Consider the following 22,282-nt stretch of genomic DNA (forward strand, 5'->3'; position numbering starts at 1 on the left):
CGGATTAGATCGTTGCGGACGCGCTAATCTTCAAAAAACCTTTGACCGACGGCGCTGTCGCGAAACTCATCTGCTTGATCCAATAGCCATTCTCGGAACACACGAACGCGTGCACGATTGGCGTAAGTCTCCGGGCAGACGAGAAAATAGCTCTTGTTCTTCAATGCCGTGTCAAAGGGGGCGACCAGCATATTACGTTCCAGAAAACGCGCGGCGGCCAAAAGGCTGACCAGGGCCACGCCATGACCATCGCTTGCCGTAAGCAAGCAGATATGTTCCTCGGAATAGGTGACATAGGGCTCGACATCACCAGTCTGCAAGCCAGCCGCGTCCATCCAGCGCTCCCAACTCGGATCCGCATCAGAAAACCCGCTCCATTGGTATTCGATCAGACGAGACTTCAGAAGATCTTCGGCGGAACTCAGTGACTTCGCCTTTTCCACGCTGCAGACAGGTGCCACCCAGTCATTCAAGACCCAAGCCACATTGCTGTCAGGATAATCGCCAAAACCATACCGAATGGCCACATCCACATCGCTCGACTTGAAATCCACCAGTTGATCGCAAGACAGAACCTTTACCGAAATCTCCGGGTATTTCTCGTAAAAACTTCGCAGCCGCGGGCTAAGCCAGTTGGCGGCAAAGGACCCGGTTGTCGAGATTGTCAATGTGCCCGCAAGGTCGTCTTCCTCCAGCGCGAGAGAGGCGGCTTCGATGTTCTTGAAGGCCTTAATGATGTGGGGCGCGTAGTTGGCCCCATCTTCCGTCAGTTTCAAGGCGCGGGTCAGCCGGTGAAACAGGGGCACCCCAAGTTGATCCTCCAGCGATTTGATCTGATGGGAAATTGCAGTCGGAGTGACGCATAGTTCATCGGCGGCATCCTTGAAACTCAGATGCCGACAGGCCGCTTCGAAGGCCTGAATACTTTTCAACGACGGTATCTTCGCCATGACGCGCGGCTTTGCTCTCCTGATGTGACGCTATTTCGTCGCTCTACTCTAACCCGATTGCCAGTTGACATGTGGGCGAAATTCTCACCTGTGAGGTGAAAACATCTAATTTGAGAAGATAGAAGAACAAGGTAGAGCATTCGGTTCTTCATGTCTGAAATCTCCTGCGTGCGGACTGTGTCTGCAATGCGGACGAAGCCGCCGTAATCTCAATGGTTGTTAAGGACCGGTCGCAGCCCAAAGCGGACATGCTCAACCCAATGGCGGGTGGATAGCGGTCATTCGCCGCGCCTCTCACCAACGTCCGCAATGCAGAGCCTGCTTTTCGAAGTAATTCGACGGCAGAATTCTCCGAGACTTAATACACGGCCGGTCCTGGCCTCGCCATCACCAAAAATGCCTTTATCGGTGTGAATGCGGCGGACAAGCGGATTGGGCATTCAAACGCGGGTCTCCGGCATCAAGGGACGGACACCGATCGAGGTGATCTTCATGGTGCCACTTCTGTTAATCAGGATTAGTTGAACTCTGTCATATCCACCTTACGGCGGGCCATGGCATGGAAATTCTCCATGGTGAACTCCACCTCCTCACCGGTGGTCCAGTCAAAAAGAGAGCGTTGGACCTGCGTCAACGGGCCTTCGTAAACATGGATGGCCAGGCTTTGCTCGTCGTCTGCCGTGATCGCGTGGATCGCATCTGGACCAAGGCGCACGACGTCACCCGCCCTGACAATTTTGTTGCCGCCATGGCGCAGCTTGCCGGGTTCGCGCTTGTACAGCACCTCGACCTCGGCGCCACGATAAACGGCGATGTGCACCCCCATGCAATGTTCGTGAGGGACGAAAACCACATCTGAATTGTAGCGGCACGTCCAGATCGAAGAGGTTTCATCCTCGAACACCATCACCTCGTCTTCGTCCAATTTGGCGATGGCATCGGCCAGATCTTCTTTGCGCGACTGGCTGTCTTGCAGCGCCTCGCGAATGGCCGCGATGCGGTCTTCGGACGCAGCAACCCCGCGAATAGTCCCGACAAGGGTGCTGTCAGACGAATTCGAACCAGTCTCAGTTTGCTGTGGAAACCGCGATCCTATCCGGAACAAAGTTGACGCCACTCGACGAGAGCGGCAGTGCGTGTCAGCTTGAAGGCGTCTCGGGTGGTGAGAGATCTTTCCTGGTTGAAGTGGTTGTAAATGTAAGAATGGACGGCTGCGAATTTCTGTAAACTTCGCATGCGCCTGAAACGCTGCATTGCGCGTTCGCGTCGTCGAAACGGCAGGTGCGAATTCTCGACGCGGTTGTTGAGCCACCTGCCCGTATGCTGTTTTTCGGTCGCACCAAGCTCTCTGAGAGCAGCCTTGTAAGAAGCGAAGCGATCTGTGACGATCTCTTCGGCGCAACCATGCCGCTTCATCAATTTCCTGAGGAACTTCAGTGCCGCAGCTTTGTTTCGGCGTTTGGTGACAACGGCTTCCAGCACCTCGCCTTCGTGATCAACAGCCCGCCAAAGATAATGCCGCTCGCCATTCACCTTTACGAAAACCTCGTCCACGTGCCACTTCCATTTGGAGAACGCGCGTAGCTGCTGAACACGCTTCCGCCTGATCTCAGCAGCAAACATAGGGCCAAACCTGTTCCACCAATATCGGACAGTTTCGTGGCTCACGTCGATGCCTCGCTCGTGCAGCAGATCTTCGACATTCCGCAGCGAGAGCGGGAATCGGATGTACAGCATTACCGCTAAGCGGATGATCTCGGGACTGGTTTTGAAGTACTTAAAAGAGACAGGTCTGGTCATCCCTAAACGCTACGCAACCGCCGTGCCCCGCTCAAGCAAAGTTAATCTGACAAGACCGCGATCAGCATGAGATGACTCATTACGAAGTTTGAACGCACAGATAAGGCATTTCGGCAAGCCTTAACGGATTCTTCATAGCGCCCAAGATGGAATAGTGCACTTGCTTGAGCGAGATAGGCAGCATGGCGCAATGGATCGTGCGGGCTGAAGTCCACAGATTGAGTTGCGTGGCTGAGTGCCTCCTCGGGGCGATTCAGCAGAAACAGGTTGATGGACGCCAGCATGTGAACCGTTGCGGCGTTTGGGTTCTGCTCGAGAGCTTGTTTAAACGCAACACGCGCGCGTGGTAAATCCCGCGCCAGCATTGAGATTGAATGCGCAGCATACGCCAGTGCGATCCCGTCTGCACGATCGCTAAGTAGCACCCGTTCGGCTGCTTTTACGGCCTCCTTCGGCCCTTCGCCAATAGGCTCAAGCCCTTGGACCATGCGTTGAATATGCAACCAAGCCAACAAACCTGATGCGGACGCATATTCCGGGTCGCGACCCAGTGCGAGAGTCGTCAGCCCTATGGCCTCTCGATTGTCTTCATCCGTCAATAGATGGAAGTGCGATTGCGCTCGCAGGTAAAGTTCATAGGCTTCCAAATTATCCGTGGGTTTCGCGCGCGCGCGGTTTGTTTCGGCGTGCCGTAGCGATGGCTCAATCGCTGTAACGACTTCCAGCGTGACTTTGTCTTGAAGGTCGAAAATATCATCAAGTACGCCGTCAAAGCGTTCTGCCCAGAGATGACTGCCGTTTTCCGCATCAATCAACTGCCCAGTAATGCGGACGCGTTGACCTGCTCGTCTGACCGAGCCCTCGAGAACATAGCGCACTCCAAGTATGCGACCAACTTCGCGAATATCCGTGCTTTTGCCTTTAAAAGTGAAGGACGAATTTCGGGCCACGACCATCAACCAGCGGAAACGAGACAACTCTGTGATGATGTCTTCTGTGATTCCGTCCGCAAAGAATTCCTGTTCGGGATCATCAGACATATTGTCGAATGGAAGCACTGCAATCCCAGGTCTAGCATCCGTTTTTTGCGATAGGTTGGCTGAAGTGCCTTTAGGCCAGCACCAAACACCAATGCGGCGCGTGATGTTTTTGAGTTCCGCATGCTCACCGCCGTCGAACTTGGATGCGTCGCCTCGGTCAAGACTGTTGTGAGATGTATCCGACAACAATACCTGATCTGGCTCGGCCATTGCTTCGAGACGAGCGGCGATATTTATTCCATCCCCAAAAATGTCGTCGCCTTCGGTGACAACCTCGCCGGTATGAATGCCAATTCGAAGCTTGATACTGTCTGGTTTCTGAGCAGACTGTATTGCAATAGCGCAATCTGCAGCGTCTGATGTGGACTTAAACTCGGCGATCCAACCATCGCCCAAGCTTTTGATCATTGTCCCGCCATGGGCTTTCAGAAGCAATTGGAGCGTATCTTCACGAAATGATCGGAGCGCACTAATCGTACCTTCCCGGTCATAATCCATCAGTGCTGAGTAGCCGACAATGTCCGCCGCAAGCACCGTCGTAAGACGTCTGTCCATTCGTTCCCCCTGTTTTAAGGAACTTAACGCGACACTCGACTTCTGTCAGCCCGACAAGGTCGCCTTTTAACGTCACCTTCGGGCTCGATGCGGCCATTGACTGCACTCGGCATGAGCGGCTGCTTCGCCGGAAATGCAGACCTCCGGTTTTTACCTGATTATTACAATCCTTGCATGACGCACGTTGCGCTCAACTAAAGAGATCATTGACCGATAGGCCAATCGAACTTCAATATGATCATGCGCTGGCTCCGTCGGAACCACATTCAAAATATGGGCGGAGTATTGGCCAGAGAACGACTGGGAGGGGCGCATGACTGCCAATGTGGAGACCCTTTTCACCGAAAGCGACGGGCTATCCATCGCCTATCAAGTTTGGGGCGATGGGCCGCGCAATCTTGTGTTGGTCCCCGGAATGATTTCGCATCTGGAAGCGTCCATGGAAAATCCGGGCTACCTGCAGTGGATGACAGCTCTCAGCTCGGTGGGAAGATTGGTGACCTTCGACAAACGCGGCAACGGCATGTCAGACCGCATTCAGGGGACACCAACCCTTGAAGAGCGCGTCATGGATATAGAGGCTGTGATGGATGTCACTGAAATGACCTCAGCCACGGTCATTGCTTTCTCCGAGGGGGCTTCACTTGCCTGTGTCTATGCCGCGATGCGCCCCGAGCGCGTCGAACGTCTGGCTTTGTGCGGCGGGTACGCTCAAGGCCGTCTTACTCGTGGTTACCTGACCCCTGAAAGCCTTAAATCCGCGTTGAAACAGTTTCGAGAGAATTGGGGGAAGCTCTATAAACCTCACCCATTCTCGGCTTTTGGCCCAAGTGAGGACGATGCCGAAGCTCAGGAAGCATGGGCGCATTTCCAAAGGATGAGCGCGACCCCTATTACAGTCGCCAACCTGTTCGAATTGGCTGCCCGGATTGATATCCGGGAATTGCTGCCTTCTATTTCACAACCCACGTTGGTCATACATCGCGAATTTGAAGAACCCAACGGGGCTGATTGCGCCAAGGATTTTCTACGTTTGATGCCATCCACTAAATACAAAACCATACCCGGCCATGAGCATGTGCCATGGGAAGGCGACGTGGACAGCTATGCGGCTGCAATCGTCGAGTTTGTCACCGGCGAAGCATCGGCGACGATCCAACCCAAGCGCACCCTTGCTACCGTTCTGTTCTCAGATCTCGTCGCGTCCACCTCACAACAAGCACGTATCGGTGATGAGAATTGGCGTGACCTTATGAACCGCCACGATGACGTCTGCGCAAACCAGATCTCTCGACACGGCGGTCATCTGGTGAAATTCACCGGCGACGGCGTGCTGGCGACGTTCAGTTCTCCTACAAGTGCGCTGGCCTGCGCTGGTTCTTTACGTGAAGCATTGTCTGCAATCGACCTTAACGCACGCTTCGGCGCTCACACTGGTGAGATTGAAATTCGCGGCGAGGATATCAGCGGCCTTGGCGTGGTCATAGCTGCTCGGGTGATGGGCCAAGCCCAGGAAGGACAGGTTTTGGCCTCCGATCTCACGCGGCAACTGATGCTTGGTGCGCCGTTCGAGTTTCAAGACTGCGGTAAGCACGAGTTGAAGGGCGTTCCAAATTCTTGGAGACTGCACGCGGTCAGCCCTACGAACTAAACAACTCGGAACGCTGGCCTTGCCTACTGGTCTTTACCACGGAATCCGATTGTCGGCTTTGGGCTCGGTGCCGTCGTTCGCCAAATTGTGGTGAGTGACCGCTTTGCGTGCCGTTACCCGTGCTGCACCACCGGAATGTGAATGGAGCGGCCTTTGCGCCGATGGGCCTGTCGTTGAGTTGCTACAGAATTGGTGCATGATGGTGCTCAGTTTAACAGCCTTGGGAGATCGATGTGGTTTGGACCAGAAGAAGCTTTTTTGGTGCTGTCAGACAAATTCGAACTAGTCTCAACTAGGCCAGTAGAGCTGTCCTTCATGCCGCGCCAAGTTCGCGCCACTCGGCGAGAGCAGCGGCGCGTGTCAGCTTGAAGGTGCCTCGGCTGGTTAGAGATCGCTCCTGGTTAAAGTGGTTGTAGACGGAGGAGTGGACGGCGGCGAATTTCTGTAAACTTTGCATACGCCTGAATCGCTGCATCGCGTTCTCTTCGTCGGAACGGAAGGTGTGAGTTCTCAACCCGGTTGTTAAGCCACCTGCCCGTCTTCTGCTTTTCCGTCGCACCGAGATCTCTGAGCGCGGCTCGGTATGACGCGAAGCGATCGGTGACAACTTCATCCGCAGCGCCGTGTCGCCGCATCAATTTCTTGAGAAATTTCAGTGCTGCCTGTTTGTTTCGGCGTTTGGTGACAACGGCTTCAAGCACCTCGCCTTCGTGATCAACGGCGCGCCACAGGTAGTGCCGCCGACCGTTTACCTTTACGAAGACTTCGTCGACATGCCACTTCGACCTTGAGTATGCCCGCAATTGCTGGACCCGTTTTCTGCGAATTTCCGAGGCAAACATCGGACCGAACCTATTCCACCAATATCGGACGGTTTCGTGGCTGATATCAATGCCACGCTCGTGCAGCAGGTCTTCGACATTCCGCAATGAAAGCGGAAAACGGATGTAAAGCATCACCGCCAGGCGAATGATCTCAGGGCTGGTTTTGAAGTATTTGAACGAGACGGGTTTGGTCATTGCCAGAAGCTATGCGACCACCCTGCCCCGCTCAAGCAAAGTTCCTCTGACAAGACCCTTGTGACATCGTTGATAAAACGAGCAATCTTGGCAGTCTGACCTTCAACGGTGCCGTAGGCAATCAGCACTGTCATTTCGATCCTCCCGTAAATCGATCCGAAAAGCGCGCCAACTATGCCGAAACCGTTCGCTTCAGCCCTTGATCTCAATCAAAAGTGACTGTCTTGCCAAGTTTTTTGGACGCGGGTGCGGCGTCGTTTGGTCGGCTCATGCGGTTCTGGAAAGCGCTACAGCTATCGCCAGCCAAAATCCAGTGCGTATGGTCATTGCACCGACGGTTCGCCATTCAAACGGCGTTCCAAACAGTGCCACTAATATCAGAACAGCGAACACAAGTAGTGTAGATAAGCCCATCACCCAGGCAATTCGAGTTGCCCAGGTTGTTGATTTAAAGAGCGCGATTGCACCAAGCAAATAGACAAATCCAGCCAGGAAATTGAACCAAAGCACGAATGGAACTGCATCTCCGACTGCATCTCTGGCAGCAGCACCCCCGAACAGTGCCGTTCCGCCGGAGAAAATAGTAAGAAGACCAAAGAGTGCTGCGGCTATTGCAACTGGGCGAACCCAAGGCGAAGAGGAAGGCATCGTCGTTTTCCTCTGGAATAAGATTGAATTTCGTGTCGTAAGCAATCCGCCGTCATCGCCAAACGAACTGAAACGCACGTCCATAGTAGCAATTTTTCTCGCCATTACCCTTGATCTTTATCGTTGGGCTAAATTGATACCCATTGAAAAAGCAGCGTTTGCAGGAGGTATTTCGCAATAAATATGTGCTGTTTCCTCTTTGGGATGAACCGTTTGCAATTCCAACGATTCTTAAAGTTGGTTCGGTTACCGTGAATCTTCTGGAAACGAACGGACGACAACGCTCGAATTTGCAGCGAAAAGTGTTGATTTGAGTCAATGCTAGTTGCTGCAAGTTCACCCATACTGCCCCCTCACAAAGGAGGGAGTGCGACATGTTCAAAATAATTGTGGTTGGCTTGGATGGATCAGAGGCGTCAGAAGCAGCTCTACGCGTTGCCTGTGATATCTCAAGCAAATATGGCTCCCAAATTCACCTTGTCCATACACCTCAGCCGCAAACCGTGGCTTTCGCAATGGGCGCGGTTGCTGGCTATCACGCCGTCACGACAATGCCTTCAGACGAAGAGGTTCAGCAGGCAGCAGACAAAATCATTTCCGCGGGTAAAGAGATTGCCAAAGAATACAATCAGACAGTTTCGCAAACACATACCCAACGCGGTGATCCGGTCGACGAGATCATCGCATGCGCCGAGCAATGCAAAGCTGACCTAATTGTGACGGGCCGCCGCGGATTGGGAAGCATTGGTAGCCTGATTCAAGGGAGCACCTCTCAAGGCATCAGTCGGAATGCCACTTGTGCGGTTTTGACCGTTGCCTAAATTTCAAACTTGGTCCCAATCGGCACGAAAACGATGACGATCAATAAGCTCAGCATTGAAGCCTCGTGACAAAACTAAGGTTCGATGGCTACTACGTGATGCTGAACTCCCGGCCGTGAAAACGGAGTCTGACATCCACTGCTTCATGACGGTGACACGAAAACGGATGCTGAAACCGAGGTCATGGGTGCCTGTGGCGATGACCGGCGACCAAACTGTGTTAGGCGAAACGACCCGAACTGTGGTGGAATAGATAAACTTCCCCTTTTTATTTGTGCTTTGGTTCAAGGTCAGAAGATAGGCTGTACAATCCCTGATACGTAGATCCGTGGTAACTTTGGAGCCCGACATGAACACCCCGTCCCTGTTCGACGCTCATAAACCCTCTGAAATTGCGACATTAGTTGAGACTGCTGGGGTCACAAAGGCAAAGTTGCGAATGGCACCCATGTTCGTTCTTGCGATGCTGGCCGGGGCATTCATAGGGTTTGGCGCAGCGGCCTATACGATGGCGGTTACTGGCGCAGACAGCGCTGCAGGGCCGATCCGCGTTCTGGGTGGCGCGGTGTTTTCCCTGGGCCTTATCCTGGTGATCGCAGGTGGTGCAGAATTATTCACCGGCAATGTTTTGATGGTGATCGCAGCGGTCGACCGCAAGATACCACTGCGACTGCTGTTTCGAAGCTGGGGTATCGTCTACGCCGGAAACTTCGTGGGCGCCCTCGGGCTTGCATTTGCCTTCTCTCTGACCGGCCTGCTCGAGGGGCCGATGGGCAATACCGCCGTGGTGATAGCCGATGCCAAAGCGGGGTTGGAACCGATGGAGGCCTTCGCCCGTGGCGCACTGTGCAACGGGTTGGTATGCCTTGCTGTTTGGCTGTCCTTTGCCGCCCGTAGCGTCGCCGGCAAGGTTCTGGCCGTTTTGTGGCCCGTCACTGCTTTTGTGTTACTGGGGCTCGAGCATTCGATTGCGAACATGTTTTTCTTTCCGCAGGGTTGGGCGGCGGGGGCAACTGTGCCGGTTTTTTCAGTGGCGACCAATCTATTGTGGGTTACCCTGGGCAACATTGTCGGCGGGGCGGGAGGAGTCGCCTTGGCCTACTGGTTTGCTTACCTTGGTGCTACTAAAGGGTAAGACCCACTTCTTCGATCACAGCGCCTGCCAGAGCAAAACGAACGGTTTCAGATGGTTTTGAAGGCGTTGTCTAATTGTGCAGCCCAGATCAAGCTTTTTCTGCACTTAGTAGTCTAAATGCCGGGAGCATGGTTGTCTTCGTGGTCGATATCGGTTGTCGCATGATGGTGCAACACGAGCGGACGCGGCACAGGCTTGCCTAAGTCCGCTGATTGGGATGCGAGCCGGTTGATCAGTCAGATATGAGAGTTGGATGCGGAGGTAACTCACCGACCTTGAGGCAAGGAGATGGCGCATTGGCTGATGACGGTGCCGGGAATTGGGCCGTTCTTTGCCACTGCACTAGTTGCCCTCTCGTTCCCGAACTGGATTCTTCGCCAACATCTAAATTCATTGATCCTCGTCAAGATTGGAAAAGGCAAGATGTGATACAGTTGATGCCTAAAATGAGGGCTATCATGGAAGAATTAGTCGAGATTGGAAGAACATTTGTTCAGGCGATGCGTGATCGCAGGGGCCTTGCAAATGTTGATGAAATGTATGCCGAGAACGCTCAATCCATAGAAGCGGTTGTGCCTCCGGTTCGACAGTTTCGCATCACCAAAGGCCGTGATGCTATCAAAGGGAAAAGAGAGGATTGGCTGGCAGCTCATGAAATCATCGAATTTGACGTCGATGGCCCCTATGTTCATCCCCCAAACCGCTTCAGTGTGCGATATAAGGCTGACGTAAAGCAGAAGGAAACTGGGCAACGTATCACCTTGAGTGAGATTGCAGTTTATTCAGTAGCAGACGGAAAGATTGTACTGGAAGAGTTCTTCATGTTGCCGAAGTAGGAGCGGCAACCCGCAATACTGACGCAGTGTTGGTTTCATCCGCACGCTGGAAGTATGACTTGTAAGTGCTTTGACACGATGGATGGACAATTGGGCATTTGTTTCGATCGCGTGATGCTTGCCCATGCGCAACAATTCCGTCAGTTCGGCGCAACCGAAATCTAAAGTCACGCCGTGGAATCCGCATTGAGCTATTGATGCGGGTTAACAATCAGACTGCTGCGCCGGTTTTCTACCCGAGTTTGGCCTGAACAACCCTCTAAAGGGCTCTGTTTGATCCAAAACAAAGCGTTATGCGGGGTTTGAGATAACGTCACCTAGTAGCTCTAACCGCGGTACGCCAGATCATGAAAAAGAATGTGCGCGCAATACTGATCGTCGTAATGCTCCTTCTCGCAGGTGCGGCGTTGTACATATTCGTTTCAGAAGACAGCAGTGAATTGCCAATTGGATTTGTACAGGGCAATGGACGGATAGAGGCCGAACAAGTGGAAATTGCCCCCACCTTCGCAGGGCGGGTTGCACAGGTTTTGTCGGCAGAAGGCAACTTGGTTGTTGTGGGTGAACTGTTGGTCGAGATGGACACCGATGAACTGTCTGCAGCGCTTGATCGCGCCAAAGCCGAAGTAGCATTGGCGCGTCAAGCCAAGGCCGAAGCCGAGGCTGTTGTTGTCCAACGAGAAAGCCAACAGCGTCGCGCGGCGCAGGAACTGGAACGGGCAAAGGCACTGTTGGCCGGTCAAAACATTTCGATGACAGTCTTTGAAGATCGCGAAACCGCATTTCAGGTTGCCGACGCCGTTCTGGGTGCCGCCAAGGCCCGGGTTGCAACCTCGGACAGCCAGATCGCGGCTGCCGAAGCCGAAGTGCGCCGGATCGCCGCCCAGATCGAGGATGCTTCGCTTGTTGCCCCTATGCCAGGGCGCATTCTTTACAGACTGGCTGAGCCCGGTGAAGTTGTTGGCGCAGGGGAGCCGATCCTTACACTTCTCAGCTTAGAGAACGTCTATATGGACGTGTACCTGCCCGCACGCGAAGCGGGGTTGCTGCCCATCGGGGCTGAGGCGCGCATCGTACTTGATGCCTTGCCGGATTTTGCCGTTCCTGCAACCGTCACTTTTGTATCCCCCGAAGCCCAGTTCACTCCGAAGCAGGTAGAGACATTGAGCGAGCGTGAACAGTTGGTCTTTCGCGTTCGGGTTCGCATTCCTGAGGATCTGATCACAGAACGGATCGAACATGTGAAAACCGGCCTTCGCGGTATCGCTGTGATCAGGCTTTCTTCTGACAGTGTATGGCCGGAATATCTGGAAAGGCGGATTCCACCCGAATTGTTCGAATGAATTCCCAGGCGGGCCCATCTGATTTCTGCGTCAGTGGTGTCACGCATAAGTATCGCCAGCGGACAGCACTCGATAACCTGTCGCTTAACCTGCCGGTTGGTCAGCTTATTGGGCTGATCGGGCCTGACGGGGTTGGCAAATCAACGCTTTTGGGATTGATCACCGGCGCGAAGAAGCTTCAATCCGGCACAATCAATGTTCTCGGAGGCCCAATCGACGACCGCGCCCATCGTCACCATATCTGCCCTGCGATCGCATTTATGCCGCAGGGATTGGGCCGTAATCTCTATGCAGAATTGTCGGTGCGCGAGAACCTTGAGTTCTTTTCGCGTTTGTTCGGACAGGGGCAGCAGGAGTGTGACATCCGGATCGCAGCATTGCTGTCGGCAACCGGGCTTGCGCCTTTCTCTGATCGACTGATGGGAAAACTCTCGGGCGGCATGAAACAGAAGCTTGGGCTGTGTTGTGCACTGATCCATGACCCTAAGCTTTTGGTTCTGGATGAGCCGACCACCGGCATCGACCCACTGTCGCGGCGTCAGTTCTGGGCGCTGATCGACGCGGTCCGAGAGGCTACTCCCAACCTCTCCATACTGGTTTCGACAGCTTATATGGAAGAAGCCGAACAATTCGACTTTATCGTCGCGATGGATGCCGGGCGCGTGCTTTTCCATGGTTCTCCGGCAGAATTGAAGGGGGAAGCCAGCGATCTTGAAACGTCCTACCGGCGGTTGCAGGCGCACGGAGATCCCCTGATCGCACCAAGGAAAGCGCCCACACATCACCGTGAGGCAGACCCAGTGATCACGGCACGTGGATTGACGCGGCGCTTTGGCGATTTCACGGCAGTCAATAACGTCGAATTCTCGATTAACCGTGGTGAGATTTTCGGCTTCCTCGGGTCGAACGGCTGCGGCAAGTCGACCACCATGAAAATGCTGACAGGCCTTCTGCCCGCGAGTGACGGTGAGGCGTTACTGTTCGGAAGACCGGTTGATGCACGCGACCTGAGGATGCGTCGCGAGATTGGCTATATGAGTCAGGCATTCTCGCTTTATGGCGAGTTGACCGTTCGGCAGAATCTCCAGCTACATGCCCGCATCTTTGCAATCACGGACCGCGATAGGCGTATCGATGAACTGGCGGAACGCTTTGGCCTGATTGCACAAATGGACATGCTGGCCACGGCGTTGCCACTTGGCATCAAGCAACGTCTTTCCCTGGCCGTCGCTGTGATCCACCGACCTCGCGTGCTGATCCTGGATGAGCCAACCTCGGGGGTGGACCCTGAGGCGCGCGACTCGTTTTGGGCGTTGCTGATTGAGCTTTCGAGAGATGAAGAAGTGACGATTTTCGTCTCGACCCATTTCATGGCCGAAGCAGAGCGCTGTGATCGGGTGTCGTTCATGCACGCGGGCCGTGTTCTGGCTGAGGGAACACCGGATGAGTTGATCGCCGGGGCACAGGTAGACAGTCTGGAAGAAGCATTTGTCACGGTATTGAAGGCAGCTGACCCTCCGGCACCGGTAAAAGCTCCTGAGGCATCGGTTCATGCCCTTGATGACAGCGCTGGCGGGGGTATCAGGCGCACACTGGCATACACGAAGCGTGAAACCATCGAGATTTTGCGCGACCGCGTGCGTTTGGCGTTTGCGTTCCTGGGCTCGGTGATCCTGATGCTGGTCTTTTGCTACGGGATTACGCTGGACATCGAAGAACTGGATTTCGCGGTACTGGATTTGTCACAGGGGCCAGAAAGCCGCGCCTACATTGCAGAGATTTCAGGATCGCGCTACTTCAACCCAACGCAGCCACTGACGAGTATCGATGAGGGCCATGAACGGCTGGCCCGAGGAGATGCCTCGCTGGTTGTCGAACTCCCACCTGACTTTGGGCGCAAGATCCGCTCTGTTGAAGCAACGGACGTGCTTGCAATTGTGGACGGCGCAATTCCGTTCAAAGGCGAGACTGTAGAAGGCTATGTGGCGGGGCTCCACAATACCTTTTTGGCGGCAATGGCCCGCCAAAAAGGTGTGCATCCGGTCGAGATCGCCCGTATCGAGCCACGCTTCAGGTACAATCAGAGTTTCGAGAGTATTGCCGCAATGGCCCCGGCCATGCCTGCGATCCTTTTGATAATGTTACCGGCAGTTCTGATGGCGGTTAGCGTCGCACGTGAAAAAGAGTTGGGAACAATCACCAATTTCTATGCAACGCCAACGACGCGGCTTGAGTTTCTGGTTGGCAAGCAAATCCCTTATATCGCAATCGCGTTCGCCAATTTCCTGCTCTTGGCCGGAATGACGGTCCTTGTTTTTGATGTACCGCTCAAAGGCAACCCGGTTCCCCTGGCGATTGGCGCGTTGCTGTATGTCTGGGCGACCACATCTTATGGGCTGCTCATTGCGACCATGACCTCAAGCCAGGTGGCCGCTACCTTCGCGACCGCGACCGCCTCGGTCGTACCGACCATTCAGTTCTCGGGCCTGCTGCAGCCGGTTTCAACGCTTGAAGGCGGTGCGCAGACAATCGGATCGCTCTGGCCGTCATCCTATTTCCTGCACCTGAATGTCGGTGCCTTCACCAAAGGGCTGGGCTGGGATGCGCTTGCCCCCGATCTTCTCGCACTAGCCTGTTTCGGGCCGGTGCTGACGTTGATCGCTGCCCTTTTACTTCGAGCGCAGGAGAAATAAATGCAACGGTTGTCCTGCATCTTCTGGCTTGGCTTGAAAGAAATGATGAGCCTTCGGCGTGATTGGGTGATGATGGCGCTGCTGTTCTGGTCATTCACGCTGGCACCCGTGATGGAGGCGACGGGGGTTTCGAACTCGGTCAACAATGCCTCCATTGCATTTGCCGATGAGGATGGCTCGCCCCTTTCACGGTCTCTTGCCACGGCGTTCTTCCCTCCGGAGTTTCAACCCGTTGTCCAGATCGCACCGGGTACCGGAGCCGAAAAGATGGATGCCGGGCATTTCCTGTTTGTGGTCGCGGTGCCACCAGGGTTCGAGAAAGATGTTCGCGCCGGGCGCACGCCGGAAATTCAGGTTCTGATTGATGCGACGGCGATGGAACAGGCCGGGATTGGCGCAAACTATATCGTCAATATCCTCAGCGCCGAGATCCGTCGCTTTGCCATTGGTGCGGACCTGGCTGAGTCATTGCCCGTCGATATCATCATGCGCAGTGCGTTCAATCCCAACCGTGATACTGTTCGTTTTGCCGGCATCGTGGCGCTCATCGGCCAGATCATGTGGCTGACCACGATCCTCACCGGTGCCGCGATGATCCGCGAGCGTGAACATGGCACAATCGAACATCTGCTTGCGATGCCGCTTACCCCGTTTGACATTGCGATGGCCAAGATTTGGGCAAACGCAGCGGTGGTTCTTGTCGCGGCCGCCTTATCGCTGACCTTTGTTATGCAAGGTTTCCTGGGGATCAACATCGCGGGGTCGAAGGTGTTGTTTCTTTTTGGCACCGCGCTGTTTCTTTTCACAGCAACCGCACTTGGGGTATTTCTTGCAACGATTGCACGCTCAATGGCGCAATTCGCACTTTTGGTAATGCTGACAGTCCTTCCGATGCTGATGCTGTCGGGAGGTGAGACACCGATCGAGGGGCAGCCCGACTGGCTTCAGGTCGGAACATCGATCCTTCCGTCCCGCCATTACATGTCCGCCAGCCAATCCATCATCTTCAAGGGGGCGAGGTTTGAGACGGTCTGGCCAGAGTTCTTATGGATGGCGTTACTCGGCGCAATCCTTCTGGCGTCCAGCCTGATGCTTTTCAGACGCTCGTTGGCGCAATAGAGTCAGATCAGTTTACCCCTTGGCCTGGACGTATGACCGGTAATGCGCCTTGTTTCATTCGGAATGCCGATACGGCCGGGATGTCCTTTTGGCGCGTTACCGAGGACGCTTGCTTGCGCAAGATCAAGGTAATTAGACGAGTTTTTTGCCATAATGCAGCCTCCCCCCAATCGCACCGAAGGAGGAGGATCAGAAAATGCTTGAAGACAAAAAACCACAACTGTTTGCTGGAACACATCCGCTCTCTGATAATTTTCGACGCGAAATGGAATCCATGATGTCGCGCTTTTTCGGGGGCGCAGCGCCATTCCTGCCGCTGGAAACAGCCGCGCAACGCACGGGCTTCCCGTCGTTGGACATGACGGGTGCGATTTCGCCGGCGATTGACATCCACGAAACGGATACAGCGATCGTTCTCACGGCTGAATTGCCGGGTCTCGAAGAAGACGACGTCGAAGTCGAAATCAAAGACCGTAGATTGACGCTGCGGGGCCAGAAGAATGTTACGCATGATGACACAGGCGATCTGCGCGTTAGCGAGAGAAGCTATGGCAGTTTCACTCGGACAATGACGCTGCCTGATGCAGTCGATATCGAGGAGATTTCCGCTGCGTTCGACAAAGGTGTCCTGCACGTCACGATGCCGAAAACCGAACCTCAGGATCCCAGCCGGAAGATCAAGGTCTCATCGAAATAGGCGCAATGGAGGCGCACACGCAACCTTCATGGTCCGGGCAGCATGCGCAGACCCTTGGTGTTCTTAAAACGAGCACACTATTGCCCACCATAGCGGTTTCACTGCTGCGCATGATAATGTGCCAATAGGGCTAGAGTACTGAGATGGACAATGCGGACGCCGGACAAAAGCGATGTGGAAACTGAAACGGGCGATGTCCGTGCATTTCTGGAGAGCTTGACGGGGCCGTCCCGCGGAACCGTTACCTGGCTTGTCGGCAACGCTTTGGCTGCTTCGGTGGGTCCTGATCGTATCCTGAAGTTCAGGCGAAAAGAGGATTTGCCCCCGCATGACGAAGACGTGGCAACGATTCAGTGGTCGCAAGGCGGTTACGCGCTAAACGCTTTGCCTGGCCGGGATATCTGGGTCAATGGTCAAAAAACTGCTTCGGCAGTTCTTGGGCATGGCGACATGATTGAGTTCGGTGCAGAGGGGCCCATGTCGCGCTACAGGGTGTGTGACCACTCATTCCCGGCACATCACACGGTCGAAGATATAATAAGTGACGCTTATGTGTATGCGCGCTCCAGCCGACGACCCTTCGCCAGAAAAATGTCCGGTGCGCTGCGCGAAGGCGGGCGTCGGCTGACATCACAAACCACGGTTTTGTTCAGGGTTACCGTTATCGGTGTGCTTCTTCTGATCTTTGCCTTTGGCTATTTGCTTTTTCAGAACGATCGGAAGCTGGCGGACAGCCTTAAACAGGAGTCTCTCAAGATCGAGGCGGTTGCTGTCATGCTTACGCAGACGCGAGAAGATGCACTGACGGCGGATGATCTGGTCGCGCTCAGAGAAGCGTTTGACAACCAGGTGATTTCCACCGAGCAGCGCCTTGGCACTTTGGAAGAACGCGCTGGTGCGTCAAGGCGAGTTATCACAGCCTCGACGCGATCTATTGCCTTTATCCAGGGTGCTTACGGATTGCGACAGACCGAAAGCGGCAAATTGCTGCGGCATGTGCTTGGCCCGGACGGGGAGAAACTAAAAACTCCATTCGGAAAACCATGGATTGAGCCAGATGCGGAAGGCGCGCCGGCAGAATTTCAGTTCACCGGAACCGGGTTTCTATTGCAGGACACCTCTCTTTTGGTGACCAACCGTCATGTCGCCTTGCCCTGGACGACCGGGGATCGGGCGCAGGCCCTGAAGGCAGCAGGGCTTGAAGCCGAGATACTTAGCCTGCTGGCTTATCTTCCAGAACAATCCAAGCCAATGGAAGCGGTATTGCTTAGGGCAAGCAAAACGGCCGATCTGGCGCTTCTGTCCGTTGATGCGAACCGTGTTCAAGGGCTTGGACTCTCACTGGCACCTCAACCGACGCGAGCAGGTGAAGAAGTTTTCTTGCTTGGATTTCCGACTGGCCTTAAGGCCTTGATTGTGCAGGCTGGGCCGGATTTTCTGAAAACGCTTGAGAGAGACGGCGCCGTCGATTTCTGGACTATTGCAAAACACCTTTCAGAGCAGAACAAAATCAGGCCTCTGGCCAGCCGGGGGATCGTCGCCCAGACCAGCCCCGGTGCAGTCGTTTATGATGCTGAAACCACAACCGGCGGAAGCGGCGGACCTGCCCTTAACCGAAACGGCGAGGTGGTTGCTATCAATGCCGCGATCTTACCCGAATTTGGCGGCTCGAATATTGGCGTTCCGGTGTCACACCTCAAGATACTTCTCGATGAAAGCGATTGATCCGCATATTCAATCGCGCGTCTGATAAGGCGAGTTTTGCACCAGAAAAACCACAACCAGTGGGATGATGACAGAGATCAAGCCCACGGTAATCAGCAAGTTCCCCAAGTGGCTATAGTCAGCGACGGAGGCAACAGTACCCGTTCTGGGATCGGTAACCGCGCGGGTAACGGTAAAGATCTGATTCAGGTATTTTGTACCGAGACTGCTTGCTGACAATGCCATGTTGGTGAAAGACGCCATGACCGCAAAAAAGGTAGCCTTCAGATGTGTTGGGGCGTTGCGCGCGATCCAAGCCAACATTGGGACCATCGCGATCTGACCCAGCGGTGACTCAACGGCTGTGTCAAGAATGGCGATAAACCTTGCATCCACGACCCCACCTGTGCGCGCGGCCGTCCATTCATGCACCCCGTAGTACAAGGCAAGGTTTGGCAGGGACAGCACTCCGGCGGCAATCGTGAGTAACACTACAACCTGCGCAATCGAACGACTTGCCATAAACGGCCTGAGGATAATCAGGCCAAGCAAAGCAAGTAGTGAGGTCAGAAACGCTAGAATGGCCAGGAACTGTTCGTCAAACCCAAGCTCGTCGATCTCGAACCAGGTCAGGCCCGGTCCTGGCAAGGGAACTGCTCGAAAAACGAAAATGATAGTTGCTGTCCCGATCAGAACTTTGGCCTGTTTCGACTCCAGCTCTCTCAGCAAACGCGACATGAGGTAGAGAATGACCGTGAGCGACACCCCAAAAACGGTCTCTTGCGCGAAGGCAAAATTTGCGGTTCCCAACACTATGCTGAGAACGACAAACGCAAGTCCGCCCAGCAGTATCGGCCACCTGACTTCGGTGGTTTGATCTGGTCTGTGCAGAAGGTGTCCTCGACGAACGAGGCGACGCTGTATCAGAGCGTGAAGAACCACTCCACTGACAGACAACAGTGGGATAGCCAGGGCAAAGAGATAGACCCGACCGTAGAGAACCAAACGATCGGCTTTCTCCAGATTTTCCGCCCCCGAAAAAATCCAGATGTTAACCGCGGCGACCCCTGCAAACCCGGATATGATCGCAATCCTGCCGAGGGTCTGCATGGTGGTGTGTCGGGCACGAACTTCGTCCTGAATAAACGCGCGTCCGTCTCGGTCCGATTGCGGCACTGCTTCGACTGTCATGGCGTCAGCAACGACATCCTGAATGGCATAACCTGAAGGAGCCAACATCAAGGCAACGACGTACCAATCCTCAAGTGGCATAATGCCGGCCATTTGGTCAGGCGCAGCCACAAGCCTGTACATGATGAGCAATGACGCCGTGATAAAGGATGCGCCAACAACAATCAGCAGGGATTTCCAGCGCCAGAACAGGTCAACCAGATGACCCAGCGGCATTTTTAGAATCCATGGCAACCCGGCCCAGAATGCCAATCCCGCAACAAAAGCGGCGGATAGATTCAGATAGTCCTTAAGAAAAAACGCACCGACGACGGATGTTAGCCCCGAAACCCCGGCCGCAAAGTAAACCATCAATGGTGGCAGGTAAGACCATTGCAATTGCGCGATCAGATCGACGAAAGTCCGGTGCCACCAGCCTGAAATCCGCCTTCCAAATGTTGATCGGTCAGTGTTCATGCGTCAGTCGGACCCCGTTCTGGTGACCCTGTGCTGTCGGTTTTCCTCTCAGAGAAATCCGGCACCAAAAAGCAGAGCGCTGGTCAGCACCCCAAGGATTGGTACAACAAGAGGTACGCGGAAATGTTCCCGAGTTGACCCCGGCCGGGACTTCAGCAATATCAGCGAGATGTTGACCAGAACAAACACTCCCAAAACGATCTGGGATGTGCGTTCCGCTAGTATGCCGATTGGCAAAGTTTGCGTCAGCAGAAGAATTATCACAACTACCAACAGGGTTGCGACGACCGGTGTATGGGTAACCTGCGGGACAGTCGCCAGTATTTTCGGAAGATGATCCCGGTCGGCAAGACCATAGATCACCCGCGACGCCATAATCATCTGGATCAAGACGCCATTGACTGTTGCAACGACTGCGACTGCGGCGAACCCTTGTTTGATTACTTCGGGTGCGTCGAAGAAAACCAGCGTGAGTGGGGCGGCCGAGGTCGACAAGGTATCGATAGGAACAACGAGCAGGACCGTGATCGAGGTCGCTAGATACAAACCCGTCGCCAGAACGAGCGTCAAAAGGATAGCCTTTGGAATTGTGTGGGTTGGGTCTTTTACCTCTTCCGCGACGTTTGCCATGTCTTCAAAGCCGACAAAGGCAAAAAATGCCAGCAGAGATGCCGCCATAATACCGCGCCAGGTACTGAGCTCGAGTCCCGGAATCATCGCACTAATTTCATGGCCTTGCGGTTCCTGAACAGACATGCCCCAGCCAATCACAAAAAGAAGCCCCGCGATCTCGATGACCGTGATCACAGCTGCCACAAATACCGATTGTGTAATGCCCCAGATTGCAATCAGCCCCATGACCGACACAACGCCGATCGTAAGCAATGCGGTGCCAAGCCCCGTCAGGGTGTGAAGGTATGAGGCCGCCCCAATCGCAACAGCGGAGGCTGAAATAATCCCAGACGCAGCAACGGCAAGACCGATTAGAACCGCCATCCAGCCCCTTTGAAATCCCGCTTCAACGTATGCCGCTTCACCCGCGCTTACGGGATAGCGCGTCGCGAGTTCGGCGTACGACAAAGCCGTCAGCGAAACGACGAGCGCTGCAACAAGAAACGAAACTGCAGCATAAGGGCCCGCGGCCTCGGCGGTTGCGCCGACGAGCACATAAATTCCCGCACCGACGGTTACACCGAGCCCATATAAGGTAAGCAACGGAGTGGTGAGAGAACGTCGGAGTTTAGGGGACGGTGGATCAACTGTATGCATTCACCTCACTCCTTGATGGGCAATTGCCGGGTTATCGAAGCTGTGCCGCAAACAAGCACCCCGATGATAAACCAAGGGCTCATCACCGCTCATGCCGAGCTTCTTCTAAAACATTCATACTTTGATATGTAATTCTTTATTTGGCGTTGATCTATATCATCAGGCGCTAAGACTGATCAGAGAGGCGGATCCGAATGCTGCGACCGTCGTTTCGTGATGGTTTTTCCCAGCTGGTACTCAAAGGTTGAATATGAGCGAGATCAATGAAGCATTCATTCGATATCGCGTATTTTCAACTCGAAATGCTGATCTCGGAGGAGGAACAGATGCTAGTTTGTCGCGGACTTCTTTTGTCAATATTTGCTGCAAGTGCTGCACTGGCGCAGGATATTGACCTTCAAAATGGGCACGATCTCTACAGAACTTATTGTTGGCAATGCCATGGTTTTGAGGCCACAGGAGATGGTCCAATGGCGGAGATGCTGGCGATAAGGACACCTGATCTGACGAGGCTCGCGGCCCAAAACGACGGTGTTTTTCCGATTGAGGCGGTGGCGCGTCAAATTGATGGTCGCGCACCATTGCTCGCGCATGGTGGAGAAATGCCCATTTTTGGACCAGCTTTGGATTCGGATCAAAAAGTTGCGCTGACGATGCCTGACGGCCAACCGATGTTCGCAGGTGTGCCGTTGGCGAATGTGATTGCGTATCTTGAGGCTATACAGACTGAATAGGTTGGCACAAAGCCCACCCTTGGATTGCAGGACACCACTACCACGTTTGCCGGCGGTGGTTGATTTACATTAAGGCAAGTTTCCACGATCTCAGTTAATATTCAGCATTTAGAGATGAGGAGGAATCTCCGATGCCTGAAGAGAAGCCAAAATCAAGTTACTCCAACGCACTTATAGATATTTTCAAGCAGGTGCAGCCGACTACTACAGCCAATCCGTTTCTGGGCGCTCAGCTTGAGCAATTTTGGGACACGCAGGAGAAGTCACTGAAAGAGGCAGAGGCCTTTGCTCAGCATTGGTTTGAGAGGCGTCACGAGGCTGTTCGAACCGCGCTTGAAGCTGCGCGCTCAGCATCTGCTGCAGACCAGACTGATCCAGCAAAAGCACTGCAATCCATAGCTGAGTGGCAGAAGCATTCAGCCGAACGCCTTGTGGCTGACGCTCAGGAATGGTTCGAAACAGTTGCCCGATGTGCAGCATATGCAGCGGAAACCGAAGCCGAAGCTGTGGAAAAGACAATAGACGAAGTTGCAAGCACAGCTAAGAAGGCGGGTAAATCTCCGAAATCCGATCCGGTATAGAGAGCCGTATCACCGCAGAGGTCGAAACGATCGCAGCTGG

At 54.1% G+C, this 22,282-nt stretch carries 18 protein-coding genes and 1 pseudogene; 11 read left to right on the plus strand and 8 right to left on the minus strand.

What is annotated here, in order from left to right; genetic code table 11:
- Positions 1-23: 23 nt before the first annotated feature.
- The 4 genes from gcvA to ACR0AU_RS15015 all read right to left on the minus strand — a co-directional run bounded on the left by gcvA (position 24) and on the right by ACR0AU_RS15015 (position 4,345).
- Positions 24-950: a transcriptional regulator GcvA gene (gcvA, locus tag ACR0AU_RS15000; protein WP_480795880.1), complete on the minus strand. Its 927-nt coding sequence runs from the start codon at positions 948-950 to the stop codon at positions 24-26.
- Positions 951-1,467: 517 nt separating this feature from the next.
- Entirely contained in the window at positions 1,468-2,055 is a 588-nt protein-coding gene (locus tag ACR0AU_RS15005; RefSeq protein ID WP_480795881.1) for a hypothetical protein, read from the minus strand.
- On the minus strand, positions 2,043-2,750 hold the full coding sequence (locus ACR0AU_RS15010; protein ID WP_480795882.1) for an IS6 family transposase: 708 nt from the start codon (positions 2,748-2,750) through the stop codon (positions 2,043-2,045). Before ACR0AU_RS15010 ends, ACR0AU_RS15005 begins: the two co-directional genes overlap by 13 nt.
- 41 nt (positions 2,751-2,791) lie before the next feature.
- Positions 2,792-4,345: an adenylate/guanylate cyclase domain-containing protein gene (locus ACR0AU_RS15015; protein ID WP_480795883.1), complete on the minus strand. Its 1,554-nt coding sequence runs from the start codon at positions 4,343-4,345 to the stop codon at positions 2,792-2,794.
- 313 nt (positions 4,346-4,658) lie between these two features.
- Here ACR0AU_RS15015 and ACR0AU_RS15020 point away from each other — a divergent pair, with 313 nt between their 5' ends.
- Entirely contained in the window at positions 4,659-5,996 is a 1,338-nt protein-coding gene (locus ACR0AU_RS15020; RefSeq protein ID WP_170802298.1) for an adenylate/guanylate cyclase domain-containing protein, read from the plus strand.
- A 313-nt stretch (positions 5,997-6,309) separates the two neighbouring features.
- Here the strand turns inward: ACR0AU_RS15020 and ACR0AU_RS15025 are convergent.
- Both ACR0AU_RS15025 and ACR0AU_RS15030 read right to left on the minus strand, forming a co-directional pair.
- A pseudogene (locus tag ACR0AU_RS15025) lies at positions 6,310-7,015 on the minus strand (IS6 family transposase).
- Positions 7,016-7,282: 267 nt separating this feature from the next.
- Positions 7,283-7,768, minus strand: a complete 486-nt coding sequence (locus tag ACR0AU_RS15030; protein ID WP_480620923.1) for a hypothetical protein — start codon at positions 7,766-7,768, stop codon at positions 7,283-7,285.
- Positions 7,769-8,037: 269 nt separating this feature from the next.
- Between ACR0AU_RS15030 and ACR0AU_RS15035 the strand changes: the two genes are divergently transcribed.
- The 8 genes from ACR0AU_RS15035 (at position 8,038) to ACR0AU_RS15070 (ending at position 18,032) form a co-directional block, all read left to right on the plus strand.
- Complete coding sequence (locus tag ACR0AU_RS15035) at positions 8,038-8,484, plus strand: universal stress protein (RefSeq protein WP_058283451.1); 447 nt, start codon at positions 8,038-8,040, stop codon at positions 8,482-8,484.
- Between the two features lie 349 nt (positions 8,485-8,833).
- Positions 8,834-9,619: a formate/nitrite transporter family protein gene (locus ACR0AU_RS15040; protein ID WP_058283450.1), complete on the plus strand. Its 786-nt coding sequence runs from the start codon at positions 8,834-8,836 to the stop codon at positions 9,617-9,619.
- Positions 9,620-9,915: 296 nt separating this feature from the next.
- On the plus strand, positions 9,916-10,455 hold the full coding sequence (locus tag ACR0AU_RS15045) for a SnoaL-like domain-containing protein (RefSeq protein ID WP_480795884.1): 540 nt from the start codon (positions 9,916-9,918) through the stop codon (positions 10,453-10,455).
- 347 nt (positions 10,456-10,802) lie between these two features.
- Positions 10,803-11,798, plus strand: a complete 996-nt coding sequence (locus ACR0AU_RS15050) for an HlyD family secretion protein (RefSeq protein ID WP_058283448.1) — start codon at positions 10,803-10,805, stop codon at positions 11,796-11,798.
- Positions 11,795-14,491 carry a ribosome-associated ATPase/putative transporter RbbA gene (rbbA, locus tag ACR0AU_RS15055; RefSeq protein WP_480795885.1) on the plus strand — a complete coding sequence of 899 codons (2,697 nt, stop codon included), beginning with the start codon at positions 11,795-11,797 and terminating at the stop codon, positions 14,489-14,491. The genes ACR0AU_RS15050 and rbbA overlap by 4 nt, the downstream gene beginning before the upstream one ends.
- Entirely contained in the window at positions 14,492-15,610 is a 1,119-nt protein-coding gene (locus tag ACR0AU_RS15060) for an ABC transporter permease (RefSeq protein WP_480795886.1), read from the plus strand. It abuts the gene before it with no gap.
- Positions 15,611-15,806: 196 nt separating this feature from the next.
- Positions 15,807-16,307: an Hsp20/alpha crystallin family protein gene (locus ACR0AU_RS15065; RefSeq protein ID WP_425078531.1), complete on the plus strand. Its 501-nt coding sequence runs from the start codon at positions 15,807-15,809 to the stop codon at positions 16,305-16,307.
- 150 nt (positions 16,308-16,457) lie between these two features.
- Entirely contained in the window at positions 16,458-18,032 is a 1,575-nt protein-coding gene (locus ACR0AU_RS15070) for a trypsin-like peptidase domain-containing protein (RefSeq protein ID WP_480686168.1), read from the plus strand.
- 9 nt (positions 18,033-18,041) lie between these two features.
- On the opposite strand, the gene ACR0AU_RS15075 is transcribed toward ACR0AU_RS15070, so the two are convergent.
- Both ACR0AU_RS15075 and ACR0AU_RS15080 read right to left on the minus strand, forming a co-directional pair.
- Positions 18,042-19,658 (minus strand): MFS transporter, encoded by a 1,617-nt coding sequence (locus ACR0AU_RS15075; RefSeq protein ID WP_480795887.1) that lies wholly within the window; start codon positions 19,656-19,658, stop codon positions 18,042-18,044.
- A 48-nt stretch (positions 19,659-19,706) separates the two neighbouring features.
- The gene (locus tag ACR0AU_RS15080; RefSeq protein WP_480795888.1) at positions 19,707-20,927 is read right to left on the minus strand and encodes an APC family permease; all 1,221 of its coding nucleotides are present in this window, start codon (positions 20,925-20,927) and stop codon (positions 19,707-19,709) included.
- 263 nt (positions 20,928-21,190) lie between these two features.
- Between ACR0AU_RS15080 and ACR0AU_RS15085 the strand changes: the two genes are divergently transcribed.
- Both ACR0AU_RS15085 and ACR0AU_RS15090 read left to right on the plus strand, forming a co-directional pair.
- On the plus strand, positions 21,191-21,661 hold the full coding sequence (locus ACR0AU_RS15085; RefSeq protein WP_082643718.1) for a c-type cytochrome: 471 nt from the start codon (positions 21,191-21,193) through the stop codon (positions 21,659-21,661).
- 131 nt (positions 21,662-21,792) lie between these two features.
- Positions 21,793-22,242, plus strand: coding sequence for a phasin family protein (locus tag ACR0AU_RS15090; protein WP_480795889.1), 450 nt, complete (start codon positions 21,793-21,795; stop codon positions 22,240-22,242).
- Positions 22,243-22,282 lie beyond the last annotated feature (40 nt).

The sequence above is a fragment of the Ruegeria sp. CG1 genome, assembly GCF_056537265.1.

Coding starts and splice junctions, on each gene's coding strand:
- gcvA (WP_480795880.1), bottom strand. CDS start 950: ATGGCGAAGATACCGTCGTTGAAAAGTATTCAGGCCTTCGAAGCGGCC.
- ACR0AU_RS15010 (WP_480795882.1), bottom strand. CDS start 2,750: ATGACCAGACCTGTCTCTTTTAAGTACTTCAAAACCAGTCCCGAGATC.
- ACR0AU_RS15015 (WP_480795883.1), bottom strand. CDS start 4,345: ATGGACAGACGTCTTACGACGGTGCTTGCGGCGGACATTGTCGGCTAC.
- ACR0AU_RS15020 (WP_170802298.1), top strand. CDS start 4,659: ATGACTGCCAATGTGGAGACCCTTTTCACCGAAAGCGACGGGCTATCC.
- ACR0AU_RS15030 (WP_480620923.1), bottom strand. CDS start 7,768: ATGGCGAGAAAAATTGCTACTATGGACGTGCGTTTCAGTTCGTTTGGC.
- ACR0AU_RS15035 (WP_058283451.1), top strand. CDS start 8,038: ATGTTCAAAATAATTGTGGTTGGCTTGGATGGATCAGAGGCGTCAGAA.
- ACR0AU_RS15040 (WP_058283450.1), top strand. CDS start 8,834: ATGAACACCCCGTCCCTGTTCGACGCTCATAAACCCTCTGAAATTGCG.
- ACR0AU_RS15050 (WP_058283448.1), top strand. CDS start 10,803: ATGAAAAAGAATGTGCGCGCAATACTGATCGTCGTAATGCTCCTTCTC.
- rbbA (WP_480795885.1), top strand. CDS start 11,795: ATGAATTCCCAGGCGGGCCCATCTGATTTCTGCGTCAGTGGTGTCACG.
- ACR0AU_RS15060 (WP_480795886.1), top strand. CDS start 14,492: ATGCAACGGTTGTCCTGCATCTTCTGGCTTGGCTTGAAAGAAATGATG.
- ACR0AU_RS15065 (WP_425078531.1), top strand. CDS start 15,807: ATGCTTGAAGACAAAAAACCACAACTGTTTGCTGGAACACATCCGCTC.
- ACR0AU_RS15070 (WP_480686168.1), top strand. CDS start 16,458: ATGCGGACGCCGGACAAAAGCGATGTGGAAACTGAAACGGGCGATGTC.
- ACR0AU_RS15075 (WP_480795887.1), bottom strand. CDS start 19,658: ATGAACACTGACCGATCAACATTTGGAAGGCGGATTTCAGGCTGGTGG.
- ACR0AU_RS15080 (WP_480795888.1), bottom strand. CDS start 20,927: ATGCATACAGTTGATCCACCGTCCCCTAAACTCCGACGTTCTCTCACC.
- ACR0AU_RS15085 (WP_082643718.1), top strand. CDS start 21,191: ATGAAGCATTCATTCGATATCGCGTATTTTCAACTCGAAATGCTGATC.
- ACR0AU_RS15090 (WP_480795889.1), top strand. CDS start 21,793: ATGCCTGAAGAGAAGCCAAAATCAAGTTACTCCAACGCACTTATAGAT.